Below are 13,210 nucleotides of genomic sequence, written 5' to 3'. Positions count from 1 at the left end.
GGCGCGTACTATGTCTTCATGCAGCCTCATAGACAAATGAGCAAACATTCATGACATTCACCCAACTCGAAGTGTTCGCGGCGCTGGCGCGCGCCGGCAGTTTTTCACGTGCGGCCGCGCTGCTGGGCATTACCCAGAGCGCCGTCAGCCACGCCATGCGCGCGCTGGAGGGAGAGCTTCAGGTCCAGCTGGTGCGGCGCGAAGGCCCCAGCTCCTCGCTGACCGATGCGGGCACGCGCCTGCTGCAGCGCGCCAACGACATCCTGCAGCAGAAAGAGGCGCTGCGCCAGGAAGCCGATGCCGAGCGCGGCATGGCGCGCGGCACGCTGCGCGTGGCCTCGTTCGGCGCGACCTCTTCCTTGCGGCTGCTGCCGCAGCTGCTTGCCGAATATCGGCGCCGCCAGCCGGCCGTGCAAGTCCAGGTGGACGAGCAGAACGACGACACCGTGGTCAAGTGGCTGCTGGAGCGGCGCGTGGAAATCGGCTTCGTGGTGCTGCCCGACGAGCGCTTCGAGACCATCCCCCTGGTCGAGGACGAGCTGGTGGCCCTGCTGCCGGCCGCACACCGGCTTGCGGGCCAGCGCAGCATCCGCGCCGCGGACCTGCAGGGCGAGTCCTTCATCCGCACCTCGGCCGGCTCGGGCGTGCAGATCGACCGCTTCCTGGCCGAAGCCGGCGCCCAGCCCGATGCGATCTACCACTTCGAGCAGATGTCCTCGATGCTGGGCTTCGTGGCCCAGGGGCAGGCGACCGCGATCGCCGCGCGGCTGGCCGTACCCGCAGAGCCGCCGGCCGGCATGGTCTACCGCAGCCTCTCGCCGCGCCAGCGCCGCGTCACGGGCCTGGCCGTGCGCAGCCTGGAGCGCCTGTCGCCGGCCGCGGCCGGCTTTGTGGCGCTGGCGCGCGAGATGGCCAAGAAAAAGCGCTTCGGCTAGATGCGGCAACGCCCGCAGATAGCGGGCGTTGTTCTTCAAGAGGCCAAGGGGCGGGCCGCCGGGCTCAGGTGCCCTGGCTCACCGTGATGGTCGGAAACTTGCTCGTGAAGTCCTTCGCCTTGAGGGCCACCTTCACGGCCAGGTCGCGTGCCACCTTCTTGTAGACCTGGGCAGCCTCGCTGTCGGGCTCGGCCACCACCGTGGGTCTGCCGCTGTCGGCCTGCAGGCGGATCTGCAGCGACAGGGGCAGCGCGCCCAGGTAGTCGATGTGCTGCTCGGCCGCCATCCTCTTGCCGCCGTCGGCGCCGAAGATGTGCTCCACATGGCCGCACTGGGTGCAGACATGGGCCGCCATGTTCTCCACCAGGCCCAGGATGGGCACGCCCACCTTCTCGAACATCTGTACGCCCTTCTTGGCGTCGATCAGCGCGATGTCCTGCGGCGTGGTCACGACCACGGCGCCCGTCATGGGCACGCGCTGGGCCAGGGTCAGCTGGATGTCCCCGGTGCCGGGCGGCATGTCCACCAGCAGATAGTCCAGGTCCTTCCAGTTGGTCTGGCGCAGCATCTGCTCCAGCGCCTGCGTGGCCATGGGGCCGCGCCATATCATGGCCTGGTCGTTGTTGACGAGCAGGCCGATGGACATGACCTGCACGCCGTGGTTCTCGAGCGGCTCCATGGTCTTGCCATCCGTGCTCTCGGGCTTGCCGGAGACGCCCATCATCATGGGCTGGCTGGGGCCGTAGATGTCGGCATCCAGGATGCCCACGCGCGCGCCCTCGGCGGCCAGCGCCAGCGCGAGGTTGGCCGTGGTCGTGCTCTTGCCCACCCCGCCCTTGCCCGAGGAGATGGCGATGATGTTCTTCACGCCCGGCAGCAGCTGCACGCCGCGCTGCACCGCATGGGCCGCGACCTTGGTGGCGATGTTGACGGAGACATTGCCCACGCCTTCGACCGTCCTGGCCGCCGCGATGAACTGGCTGCGCAGCGCGGGCTGCAGGCTCCGGGCCGGATAGCCCATTTCCACCTCGAAGGACACATCGCCGCCGGCGATCTGCAGATTGCGCACGGCGCGCGTGCTCACGAAGTCCTTGCCCGTATGCGGATCGAGCACGCCGGAGAGTGCGGCCAGGAGCGCTTGTTCAGTAACTGCCATTGCTTGTGGAGGATTGTTCTGGTGATTTCTCGGATGAGGGATAGTCTAGCGAACGCTTCCAACCCTAGTGCGTGCCGGCGATCTCCGCCGCCGCGCACAGGGATCGCGGCCATGCGCCGCCGCCCGAGAGACAATGCGGGCTTGCCTTGCGCCCCGCCGGCGCCGCCCCACAGATACCGATAGAGAGACAGTCCGTGAAACTGAAGATGGCCGAAAACTCCTTGTTTGCAATCCTGCTGCGCTCGCGCTGGTGGATCAGCTTTGCGATCTGCGCCGCCGTGGCGCTGGTGTCGCTGGCCGTATTTCCCAAGGACATCTCGCCGTTCGCCGCCCTGGGCGCCTTCCCGTTCTTCATCGTGGGCTGCATGGCGTTCTACAGGCAGATGCGCGCGCCCAGCCCGGCGCGCCTGGCGCAGATCGAGGAGACGCTGCGCCAGCAGTCCTGGAGCGACTTCTGCGCCCAGCTGGAAGCGGCCTGGCAGGCCGAGGGCTATACCGTGCAGCGCCTGGACATGGCCGGAGCCGACCTGCTGCTGGAGCGCAACGGCCAGGCCCTGGTGGTGAGCGCCAGGCGCTGGAAGGCGGCCAGCCACGGCGTGGAGCCGCTGCGCGAGCTGGCCGAGGCAGCCCGGCGCCAGCAGGCGGGCGCCAGCGTCTACGTCGCCATGCAGCCCCTGGGCGGCAATGCGGCCACCTGGGCGGCCGAGCATGGCGTGATGGTGCTGGACCGCACTGCGCTGGCGACGCTGATCGCCAAGCCAAAGCGCTGACCCCGGGGAAGCGCCCCAGGACAGGGGTGGCCATTGCAGGCACACTGCGGCCATGGTGGCCGCAAGCATTCCCTCTTTGCCCGTCCCGGGAAATCCCCCCGCCGAAGCCTCCGCGCCGTCCTCCATGATCGCGCGCACCGGCCTGCTGCTCAGCGGCGGCGGCGCGCGCGCCGCCTACCAGGTCGGCGTGCTCGAGGCGATCGCCGAAATCCGCCGCGACTGCGGCCTGCGCCACGGCCCCAACCCCTTTCCCGTGCTGACCGGCACCTCGGCGGGCGCCATCAACGTGACGGCCCTGGCCTGCCACTGCGACCACTTCGACAGCGCCGTGCGGCGCATGGCCCATGTCTGGCGCAACATGCACACCGAGGACATCTACCGTGCCGACTCCCTGAGCGTGCTGCGCAGCGGCGCACGCTGGCTCACCCTGCTGTCGCTGGGCTGGGCCCTGGCCCGCTGGGGCATGACGCGGCCGCGCTCGCTGCTGGACAACACGCCGCTGGAAAAGCTGCTGGCCAGCGATCTCATGCCGTTCGAGCGCCTGCCCCAGCTCGTGGTCGACGGCCATCTGCATGCGCTGGCCATCACGGCCTCGAGCTACAGCAGCGGCCAGCACGTCACCTTCTTCCAGACCCGGCAGGCGCTCAGTCCCTGGGTGCGCAACCAGCGCCGGGCCGTGCCGGCCCAGCTGGGCCGCGAGCACCTGCTGGCCTCGGCCGCCCTGCCCTTTCTCTTTCCGGCCGTGGCCCTGCCGCTGGACGGCCATGTGGAATATTTCGGCGACGGCTCCATGCGCCAGACGGCGCCGCTGGCCCCGGCCATCCACCTGGGCGCGCAGAAGATCATGGTGATCGACCCGGGCCGGCGGCGCGGCCAGCCGGGCGAGCAGCCCGTGGCCGATGCCGGCTACCCCACGCTGGCCCAGGTGGCCGGCCATGCGCTGTCGAGCATCTTCCTGGACACGCTGAACGTGGACATAGAGCGCGCGGAGCGCATCAACCAGACGCTGGCGCTGATCTCGCCGGCCGAGCGCGTGCACAGCCAGCTGCGCCCCATCGAGGTGCTGAGCATCACGCCGTCCGAACCCGTGGACGACATTGCCACGCGCCATATCGACCAGCTGCCGCTGTCGGTGCGCGCGCTGCTGAGCACGCTGGGCGTGCGCAGCCACGCGGGCGACGCCATGCGCGACGGCGCGCTGGCCAGCTATCTTCTGTTCGAGCAAAGCTACACGCGCGAGCTGCTGGCGCTGGGGCGGCGCGACGCGCTGGCGCGCAGCGGCGAGATCGCCGAGTTCCTGGGCTGGCCCGGGCCCCGGCATGTCCCGGCGGCCCCGGCACCGGACGAATGAGCCACGCTACCCAATCAGGAGCACCTAGCGCCTTCCGTCCATTGGATTGGGCATGGATATTCATTGATCTTCAACCAGATCACGCGCGGGCAGCTTCTTTTTCAGGAGCATCCCGCGGAGGCCGACAGCCGCGCCGCCCCTGACAAGACCCGGCAGCCGGCGGCCTGCGGCGCGCGCTTCTAAAATGCCGGGTTCACCGTGAAAGCAGTTTTTCCCATGACCGCACGCAAAATCTTCGTCACCACCGCCCTGCCGTATGCCAACGGCAACTTCCACATCGGCCACATCATGGAATACATCCAGGCCGACACCTGGGTGCGTGCGCAGCGAATGCAGGGCAATGCGGTCAACTTCGTGGGCGCCGACGATGCCCACGGCGCGCCCATCATGATCGCGGCCGAGAAGGCTGGCAAGACGCCCCAGCAGTTCGTGGCCGACATCGCCGCGGGCCGCAAGCAGTACCTCGACGGCTTCCACATCGCCTTCGACAACTGGAGCAACACCGACAGCCCCGAGAACCACGAGCTGTCCAGACAGATCTACCTGGACCTCAAGAAGGCCGGCTTCATCGAGACGCGCACCATCGAGCAGTTCTTCGACCCCGAGAAGAACATGTTCCTGCCCGACCGCTTCATCAAGGGCGAATGCCCGCGCTGCCACGCCAAGGACCAGTACGGCGACAACTGCGAGGTCTGCAGCTCGGTCTACGCGCCCACCGACCTGATCAACCCGTACTCGGCCCTGTCGGGCGCCAAGCCCGTCATCAAGACCTCGGAGCACTTCTTCTTCAAGCTCTCGGACCCGCGCGCCGTGGAGTTCCTGACCGAGTGGACGCAGAACGGCCAGCACGTGCAGCCCGAAGTGGCCGCCAAGATCAAGGAATGGTTCGGCGTGCGCACCAATCCCGACGGCAGCACCAGCGAAGGCCTGGACGACTGGGACATCTCGCGCGATGCGCCCTACTTCGGCATCGAGATTCCCGACGCGCCGGGCAAGTACTTCTACGTCTGGCTGGATGCGCCCGTGGGCTACCTGGCCTCGCTCAAGAACCTGCTGAACCGGCGCGGCGAGGACTTCGACGCCTACATGGCCGACCCGGCCCTGGAGCAGTACCACTTCATCGGCAAGGACATCATCACCTTCCACACGCTGTTCTGGCCCGCCATGCTCAAGTTCAGCGGCCGCAAGACGCCGACCCGCATCTGCGTGCACGGCTTCATGACGGTGAACAACGGCGAGAAGATGAGCAAGAGCCGCGGCACGGGCCTGGACCCGCTCAAGTACCTGGCGCTGAACATGAACCCCGAGTGGCTGCGCTACTACCTGGGCGCCAAGCTCAACGGCAGGAACGAAGACATCGACTTCAACCCCGAAGACTTCATGCTGCGCGTCAACTCCGACCTGATCGGCAAGTACGTGAACATCGCCAGCCGCGCCGCGGGCTTCATCGCCAAGCGCTTCGGCGGCAGGCTGGGCGCCGTCAGCGAGGACGGCCAGGCCCTGCTGGCCCAGCTGCGCGAGCAAAAGGACGCCATCGTGGCAGCCTACGAGGCCCGCGACACGGCCCGCGCCGCGCGCGAGATCATGCTGCTGTGCGACAAGGTCAACAGCTATGTGGACGCCAACAAGCCCTGGGAACTGGCCAAGAAGGAAGGCATGGAGGCGCGCCTGCAGGATGTGTGCTCCACCTGCATCGAAGCCTTCCGCATCCTGACCATCTACCTCAAGCCCATCCTGCCCGGCGTGGCCGCCGAAGTGGCGAACTTCCTCATCGTGCCGCCCGAAAGCTTTGCCGACGTGGACCAACCCCTGGGCCAGGACCACCAGATCGGCGAATACAAGCACCTGATGCAGCGCGTCGACCCCAAGCAGCTCGAAGCCCTGTTCGAAGCGCCCGCCGGCCAGGCCGCAGCTGCGGCCGAGCCCGCCAAGGCCGACAAGAAGGCAGCGAAAAAAGCCGAGCCCGCGATCGACCCCCATGCCCCCGGCGGCGAACCCCTGGCCGAGACCATCGGCATCGAGGACTTTGCCAAGGTGGACCTGCGCATCGCCAGAATTCTGGAGTGCAAGGCCGTGGAAGGTTCGACCAAGCTGCTGCAGCTGACGCTGGATGTGGGTGAAAAGGACGAGAGCGGCCAGCCCAGGACACGCAATGTGTTCAGCGGCATCAGCAGCATGTACCAGCCCGAGCAGCTGCAGGGCAAGCTCACCGTGATGGTGGCCAACCTCGCGCCGCGCAAGATGAAGTTCGGCATTTCCGAAGGCATGGTGCTGGCCGCCAGCCACGCCGACGAGAAAGCCCAGCCCGGCATCTATGTGCTGGAGCCCTTCCCCGGCGCCACACCGGGCATGAGAATCCATTGATGCCCCCTGAGTCGCTTCGCGCCTTCCCCCATAGGGGGACGACACCCTCGCTGCGGGGCGGCCCTTGCTTGGTGTCCCTCCTGCAGGACAGGGATGGATCAAGCATCTGCAAGCCATGGCTGGCAGGGGCTTTTTTGTGTTGTGCGCTTTCGGGCTGCACCGTGGTGAGCGTGGGCGCTGCGGCCGTCAGCGTCACGGCCACGGCCGTGGGCGTGGCGGCCGATGCGGCCGTGGGCACGGCCAAGCTGGTGGGCAAAGGCGTGGGCAAGGCCTATGACGCCGTGACGGACGACAAAGCCGACAACAGCGGCGTGAGCATCAGATACCGGGAAAGCGACCCCAACCATCCCTACCGGCCCGGACCAGGGGCCAGCAATGCGCGCGACCCGGCAGAGTACGCGCCGGATTCGCCCTGAGCAGGCCTGCGCCCGTTTCTCCAGGTCGCTGGAGATCGCAACTCAATTGCCCTGGTAGCGCCCGGGCCTGTGGCTGATCCAGAGGAACATGCTCATGATCACGGCAGCCAGCACCGAGTAGGCCACGCGCTCGAAAGGCACGATCCACAGCGCCAGCAGCACCACGGTGCAGTCGATCATCATCTGCACCTTGCCCGCGCGGATGCCGTAACGGTCCTGCAGATAGAGCGAGACGATGGTGGCTCCGCCCAGGCTGGAATGGTGGCGCGCCAGGAACAGGCAGCCCGAGCCCATGAGCAGGCCGCCCGCGACGGCCGCATACAGCGGGTTCAGGTAATCGATATGGATGAAGCGCGGCCCCACGTCGGCCATCAGCGCCAGCATGGCCACGGACACAAAGGTCTTGACCGTGAACTCCGCCCCCATGCGCTTCCAGGCGAACCAGTAGAACGGCAGGTTGATCACGAAGAAGATGGCGCCGAACGGCAGCCCCGTCACATAGTGCAGCAGGAATGCGATGCCCGCCGTGCTGCCCGTGAGCAGGCCGGCCTGGGCGAACAGCATCATGGTGATGGAAACGAACAGCGAGCCCGTGAACAGGGCCTGGGCATCCTCGAAGCGGCCATGGCGCAGGGCCGGCGGCGGGACGGAGGCGGAAGCTGCAGGCTCCAGGGCGGAGGCCGCAGCGGTCGATAGCGGTGTGGACATGTCGGGGGTGGTGACAGCAAGGCAAGCACCCAGCGCCCGTGTGAGGCCTGGACCAGCAGTGCATCAAGGTATACCCTGATTGCGCTGGCCGGATTTTACGAACTACCGACTCTCCCTGGTAGAGATCCGGGTGCTGGACCCGGCATTTTTGTGCATTGCAGCAACCTCTGTAGGCTGGCCGCAACAGGCAGCGGCACCGGGCTCAGGGGCCGTCGTGCAGCTTCTCGTGGCTGCCGCTGCGCAGCACGCGCTCGTCGGGCCCGAAGGTGACGATGAACTCCATCTGGCGCGTGGGCGGATCGATCCAGTTCCACTCCCAGTCGGTCTCCTGCTTGAGCGCGTAGGGGATGGCCCGCGCCGGCTTGCCCAGCATGCGGCGCACCTGCTCCTGGGTCAGCCCGGGCACGATCTTCTCGAAGTTGTGCGGCGCCAGCACCTGGCGCAGCGCGCTCATCTTGCCGTCGGGGCCGATGGTGATCATGTAGTTGCGCGTGCCCGCGGGCTGGCGGTTGTACTCGAAAGTGCGCGAGCCGTCGGCTTCGGGCCAGATGCGCTCGGGATCGCCGAAGCGCTCGCGCACATCGGCCTCGGTGGACAGGCCTTCCTCCAGTTCCTTGATCTTCTGCTGATCGCAGCCAGCCAGTGCCAGTGCGCCGAAGACGGCCACCGCAGCGAGGGCCAGACGGGAAAAAATATTCATGGGCATGCATCACAAAAGTGCCGGACACAGGCCGATTCTGGCAGCATCCGCGTCCGGGCTGCGCGCCCGTCTGCAAACGCTTGTCAAAACCGCTGCCGGTGCGGCGGCCGCCGCAACGCCAAAGGGCCGCTGCCTGCCCCCGCACGCGCAACCGGCTAAAATCCGCGGTTCTGAGAGGTTTTACGCATATGTCCTTCTTCCGCCGCCCCGATTACCGTTCCGACACCACCAATTTCCTCAACGATCTGAAAAAGCAGAATCCCGGGCTGTCCGAGCAACAGGTCGCCGGCCGTGCGCTGCTGTGGGACAAGAACGTGAACCAGGAAGTCTGGGAAGACCTGCGCGCCGGCCGCGTGGACCAGAAGCCCTACGTCTACCAGACCAACCCGTCCTGACCGGTTGGCGGCTCCGAATGGAATTGGCCTGCAGCGCCGATGCAGCATGCGCCATGCGCTCCTTTGTGCATAGCAGCCCATGAACGAGCCGCGCCCTCCCCAGGCCCTGGCCGCCGCCAGCGGCGCCGGACTCCCGCCGGATGCCTCGCAGGACCTGGTCGACCAGGTGGCCCTGGCGCGCCTGTACGGCGAGCCCCTGTTCGCACTGCCCCAGGACCTGTACATCCCGCCCGATGCCCTGGAAGTCTTCCTCGAAGCCTTCGAAGGCCCACTGGACCTGCTGCTGTACCTGATCCGCAAGCAGAACTTCAACATCCTCGACATTCCCATGCAGGATGTGACGCGCCAGTACATGGCCTATGTGGACGAGATCCGCAGCCGCAACCTGGAGCTCGCGGCCGAATACCTGCTGATGGCGGCCATGCTGATCGAGATCAAGTCGCGCATGCTGCTGCCACCCAAGAAGCAGGAGGATGGCGAGGAGGCCGAAGACCCGCGCGCCGAACTGGTGCGCCGCCTGCTCGAGTACGAGCAGATGAAGCTCGCGGCCCAGCAACTGGGCCAGCTGCCCCAGTACGGACGCGACTTCCTCAAGGCCACGGTCTATATCGAGCAAAGCCTGCAGCCGCGCTTTCCCGACGTGGAGGTCGGCGAGCTGCAGGCCGCCTGGCGCGACATCCTCAAGCGCGCCAAGCTGGTACAAAGCCACAAGATCACGCGCGAGGAGCTGTCGGTGCGCGAGTACATGAGCCAGATCCTCAAGCAGCTGCAGGGCCAGCGCTTCGTGGAGTTCGAGCGCATCTTCAATCCCGAGAAGGGCTCGACCGTGCTGGTCGTGACCTTCATCGCCATGCTGGAGCTGGCCAAGGAAACGCTGATCGAGATCACCCAGGCCGAGGCCTTCGCCCCTATCTACGTGCGCCTGGCCTATACCCCCGTCTGAGTCCGCAGATACCCCGGCCACCCACCCTGCTTTTCATGCCTGCGCTGCAGTCAACGCCAGTCAGGACTTACATTCGCCCACTTCCTGCACCCAACAGCTCCTGAAGCGCAAACCCAGGCATGACATACAGCGTCAAAGAAATCTTCTACACCCTGCAGGGCGAAGGCGGCCAGGCGGGCACGCCGGCCGTGTTCTGCCGCTTTGCGGGCTGCAACCTCTGGAGCGGCCGGGAGCAGGACCGCGCCAGCGCCGTCTGCCGGTTCTGCGATACCGACTTCGTGGGCACGGACGGCACGCTGGGCGGCAAGTTCGCCACGGCCGACGAACTGGCCGAGCGCATCCTCGCGCAGTGGCCCGCGCAGGACAGCCGGCACCGCATGGTAGTGCTCACGGGCGGGGAGCCGCTGCTGCAGGTCGATGCGGCCCTGGTGGATGCCTTGCATGCACGCGGTTTCCGCATTGCGGTGGAAAGCAACGGCACGGTGGCCGCACCCGAGGGTATCGACTGGCTGTGCATCAGCCCCAAGGCCGGCGCCGAATGGGTGCAGCGCAGCGGCCAGGAGCTCAAGCTGGTCTGGCCCCAGCCGGGCTTCGACCTGGAGGCCATCGTCGCCGGCACCGACTTCGCCCATTACTTTCTGCAGCCCATGGACAACGCCCTGCAGGCCGACAACACCGCGGCCTGCATCGCGCAATGCCTGCAGCACCCGGCATGGCGCCTGAGCCTGCAGACCCACAAGCTCACCGGCATCCGCTGAAGCAATGAAACACCCCCTGAGTCGCTACACGCCTTCCCCCTTGCAGGGGGACGACAGCCTCGCTGCGGGGCGCTCCTTGCCCGCTGTTCCTGGTGTTCGTACGCGCCGGTTTCCTGCGCAGCGCCATGGCTAACTGATATGCAATTTACCGTTCACCAGCGCTTTTTCTTCGATGCCGCCCACACGCTGGAGCGCGCCATCGAAACCGAAGGCAGCCGCCGCATCCATGGCCACACCTACTGGGCCGAAGTCAGCGTGACCGGCCCGCGCAATCCCGACAACGGCATGGTCATCGACCTGGGCCATCTGCGCGCCCGGCTCGCGCTATTGCGCGAGCAGCTGGACCACCATTTCCTCGACGAGATTCCCGGCCTGGGCAAGCCCACGCTGGAAAACCTGAGCCTGTTCATCGCCAAGTCCCTGGCCGACCTGCAGCCTGCGCCCAGCCGCGTGCGCGTATGGCGCGACAGCATCGGCGACGGCTGTGTGCTCGACCTGAGCGCCAGCGACTACGCCGCAGGCGGCACGGACGCCTCCAGTATCTGACCCTTCCACGCTCATCCAATGGCCAGTGCCCCCCCCTGCCATGCCCCCGATGCCGACCTCCTCGACCGACTCCCGCAGCCAGAACGTTTCGCCTGCCGAGCAGGCACTGGATTTCGATGTACTCATCGTGGGCAGCGGGCTGGCCGGCCTGAGCGCCGCGCTGCAGCTGGCGCCCACGCGGCGCGTGGCCCTGCTCACCAAGCAAGGCCTCAATGACGGCGCCAGTGCCTGGGCCCAGGGCGGCATCGCGGCCGTGCTGGCCGAGGACGACAGCTTCGACGCCCATGTGCAGGACACGCAGGTGGCCGGTGCCGGCCTGTGCGACCTGGCCGCCACGCGCTTCGTGGTGGAGAACGCGCCTGCCGCCATTGCCTGGCTGCGCAGCCTGGGCGTGCCTTTTTCGGAAGAGGACGGCCAGCCCGGCGCGCTGCACCTGACGCGCGAAGGCGGCCACAGTGCTCGGCGCATCGTCCATGCGGCCGATGCCACGGGCGCGGCCGTGCAAGCCAGCCTGCTCGCGCAGCTGCGCGCCACGCCCCATGTCACGGTGTTCGAGCAGCACACGCTGGTGGACCTGATCACCGCCCGCAGGCTGGGCCTGGCCGGCCCCGACCGCTGCCTGGGCCTCCATGCCCTGGACGAGGCCCGAGACCGCGTGCGCAGCTTTCGCGCGCCGCACACCATCCTGGCCACGGGCGGCGCGGGCCAGGTCTACCTGCACACCACCAATCCCGGAACCGCCACGGGCGACGGCATCGCCGCGGCCTGGCGCGCGGGCTGCCGCGTGGCCAACCTGGAGTTCATCCAGTTCCACCCCACCAGCCTGTGCCATCCCCAGGCCGGGAGCTTTCTGATCAGCGAGGCCGTGCGCGGCGAAGGCGGACGGCTTCTGCTGCCCGAATCGGCCGGGGGCACGCGCTTCATGCCGCAGCACGACGGGCGCGCCGAACTGGCGCCGCGCGACATCGTGGCCCGCGCCATCGACTTCGAAATGAAGAAGCACGGCCTGGACTGCGTGCACCTGGACATTTCGCACCAGAGCCCCGAATTCCTGCAGGCCCACTTTCCCAACATCAAGGCACGCTGCGCCGGGCTGGGCATAGACATCACGCGCGAGCCCATCCCGGTGGTGCCCGCCGCCCACTACACCTGCGGCGGCGTGCTCGCCGATCTGGCGGGCCGCACCGACCTGCCCGGCCTCTACGCCCTGGGCGAGACCGCCTGCACCGGCCTGCATGGCGCCAACCGCCTGGCCAGCAACTCCCTGCTCGAATGCATGGTGTTCGCGCGCGCGGCGGTGCAGGCCATCAACGAGGCCGCCGCAGCGGGCGCCGCGCTGCCGCCGCTGCCCGCCTGGGACGAAAGCCGCGTGAGCGACGCCGACGAGCGCGTGGTCATCACCCACAACCGGGACGAGCTGCGCCGCTTCATGTGGGACTACGTGGGCATCGTGCGCACCGACAAGCGCCTGGAGCGCGCGGCGCGGCGCATTGCGCTGCTGCAGGGCGAGATCGACGAGTTCTACGCCCGCTTCCACGTCAGCCGCGAGCTGCTGGAGCTGCGCAACCTGGTGCAGGTGGCCGATCTCATCGTGCGTTCGGCCCGGCTGCGCCGCGAAAGCCGCGGCCTGCACTTCAGCCGCGACTGGCCGCAGACGGCCGCGCCCGCGGCGCCCACCATCCTGGTGCCGCCCGCACGCTGAGCGGCCGGCATCGCATAGACTCGCGAGAATTTCCTAGCAACCACCAGCCCCGCCGGGCACAGAGAGAGACAACATGTTCCGCACCATGCTCAAGTCCAAGATCCACCGCGTCAAAACCACGCAGTGCGAGCTGCATTACGAAGGTTCCTGCGCCATCGACGAGGATCTGCTGGACGCCGCCAACATCGCCGAAAACGAACAGGTCCATATCTGGAACGTCGACAACGGCGAACGCTTCGTGACCTATGCGATCAAGGGCGAGCGCGGCAGCGGCATGATCTCGGTCAACGGCTCGGCCGCGCGCCGCGCCGCCGTGGGCGACCTGCTCATCATCGCCGCCTTCGCCCAGGTGCACGAAAATGACGTGGCCGAGCACCAGCCCCAGCTGGTCTTCGTGGACGCGCAAAACCGCAAGGTCGAGCTGCGCCACAAGGTGCCCACCCAGATGCTCTGAGCGCACCCGCGC

General features: G+C 67.5%; 14 protein-coding genes. 11 read left to right on the top strand and 3 right to left on the bottom strand.

Annotation, left to right across the window (positions count from 1 at the left end):
• Positions 1-50: 50 nt before the first annotated feature.
• Positions 51-935, top strand: coding sequence for a LysR family transcriptional regulator (locus tag V8Z74_RS08525; RefSeq protein ID WP_349708873.1), 885 nt, complete (start codon positions 51-53; stop codon positions 933-935).
• Between the two features lie 64 nt (positions 936-999).
• On the opposite strand, the gene apbC is transcribed toward V8Z74_RS08525, so the two are convergent.
• Positions 1,000-2,091, bottom strand: a complete 1,092-nt coding sequence (gene apbC, locus V8Z74_RS08520) for an iron-sulfur cluster carrier protein ApbC (RefSeq protein WP_349708872.1) — start codon at positions 2,089-2,091, stop codon at positions 1,000-1,002.
• Positions 2,092-2,297: 206 nt separating this feature from the next.
• Between apbC and V8Z74_RS08515 the strand changes: the two genes are divergently transcribed.
• The 4 genes from V8Z74_RS08515 to V8Z74_RS08500 all read left to right on the top strand — a co-directional run bounded on the left by V8Z74_RS08515 (position 2,298) and on the right by V8Z74_RS08500 (position 6,992).
• A complete protein-coding gene (locus tag V8Z74_RS08515; protein ID WP_349708982.1) occupies positions 2,298-2,861 on the top strand; it encodes a restriction endonuclease in 564 nt (187 codons plus the stop codon).
• Between the two features lie 124 nt (positions 2,862-2,985).
• Positions 2,986-4,212, top strand: a complete 1,227-nt coding sequence (locus V8Z74_RS08510) for a patatin-like phospholipase family protein (RefSeq protein WP_245633360.1) — start codon at positions 2,986-2,988, stop codon at positions 4,210-4,212.
• A 216-nt stretch (positions 4,213-4,428) separates the two neighbouring features.
• Positions 4,429-6,576: a methionine--tRNA ligase gene (gene metG, locus V8Z74_RS08505; protein WP_349708871.1), complete on the top strand. Its 2,148-nt coding sequence runs from the start codon at positions 4,429-4,431 to the stop codon at positions 6,574-6,576.
• 104 nt (positions 6,577-6,680) lie between these two features.
• The gene (locus V8Z74_RS08500; protein ID WP_349708980.1) at positions 6,681-6,992 is read left to right on the top strand and encodes a hypothetical protein; all 312 of its coding nucleotides are present in this window, start codon (positions 6,681-6,683) and stop codon (positions 6,990-6,992) included.
• 42 nt (positions 6,993-7,034) lie between these two features.
• Here the strand turns inward: V8Z74_RS08500 and V8Z74_RS08495 are convergent, their stop codons facing one another.
• Together V8Z74_RS08495 and V8Z74_RS08490 are read right to left on the bottom strand one after the other, a co-directional pair.
• Positions 7,035-7,700: a YitT family protein gene (locus V8Z74_RS08495; RefSeq protein WP_349708870.1), complete on the bottom strand. Its 666-nt coding sequence runs from the start codon at positions 7,698-7,700 to the stop codon at positions 7,035-7,037.
• Positions 7,701-7,902: 202 nt separating this feature from the next.
• A complete protein-coding gene (locus tag V8Z74_RS08490; protein WP_066477874.1) occupies positions 7,903-8,400 on the bottom strand; it encodes a hypothetical protein in 498 nt (165 codons plus the stop codon).
• Between the two features lie 188 nt (positions 8,401-8,588).
• On the opposite strand from V8Z74_RS08490, the gene V8Z74_RS08485 reads away from it, so the two are divergent.
• The 6 genes from V8Z74_RS08485 to panD all read left to right on the top strand — a co-directional run bounded on the left by V8Z74_RS08485 (position 8,589) and on the right by panD (position 13,198).
• Positions 8,589-8,795 carry a DUF3460 family protein gene (locus V8Z74_RS08485; protein WP_066477872.1) on the top strand — a complete coding sequence of 69 codons (207 nt, stop codon included), beginning with the start codon at positions 8,589-8,591 and terminating at the stop codon, positions 8,793-8,795.
• Between the two features lie 79 nt (positions 8,796-8,874).
• Positions 8,875-9,738, top strand: coding sequence for a segregation and condensation protein A (locus V8Z74_RS08480; protein ID WP_066477870.1), 864 nt, complete (start codon positions 8,875-8,877; stop codon positions 9,736-9,738).
• A gap of 119 nt (positions 9,739-9,857) precedes the next feature.
• On the top strand, positions 9,858-10,496 hold the full coding sequence (queE, locus tag V8Z74_RS08475) for a 7-carboxy-7-deazaguanine synthase (protein WP_349708869.1): 639 nt from the start codon (positions 9,858-9,860) through the stop codon (positions 10,494-10,496).
• A gap of 138 nt (positions 10,497-10,634) precedes the next feature.
• The gene (locus tag V8Z74_RS08470; protein WP_349708868.1) at positions 10,635-11,042 is read left to right on the top strand and encodes a 6-pyruvoyl trahydropterin synthase family protein; all 408 of its coding nucleotides are present in this window, start codon (positions 10,635-10,637) and stop codon (positions 11,040-11,042) included.
• 49 nt (positions 11,043-11,091) lie between these two features.
• Positions 11,092-12,744: an L-aspartate oxidase gene (gene nadB, locus V8Z74_RS08465; RefSeq protein ID WP_349708867.1), complete on the top strand. Its 1,653-nt coding sequence runs from the start codon at positions 11,092-11,094 to the stop codon at positions 12,742-12,744.
• Between the two features lie 73 nt (positions 12,745-12,817).
• Positions 12,818-13,198 (top strand): aspartate 1-decarboxylase, encoded by a 381-nt coding sequence (gene panD, locus V8Z74_RS08460; RefSeq protein WP_066477851.1) that lies wholly within the window; start codon positions 12,818-12,820, stop codon positions 13,196-13,198.
• Positions 13,199-13,210: the final 12 nt, after the last annotated feature.

The sequence above is a fragment of the Comamonas sp. w2-DMI genome (assembly GCF_040187735.1).
In the GTDB taxonomy this organism is placed as follows: domain Bacteria; phylum Pseudomonadota; class Gammaproteobacteria; order Burkholderiales; family Burkholderiaceae_C; genus Comamonas; species Comamonas terrae.
This window is presented reverse-complemented; position numbering and strand designations above follow the sequence as displayed.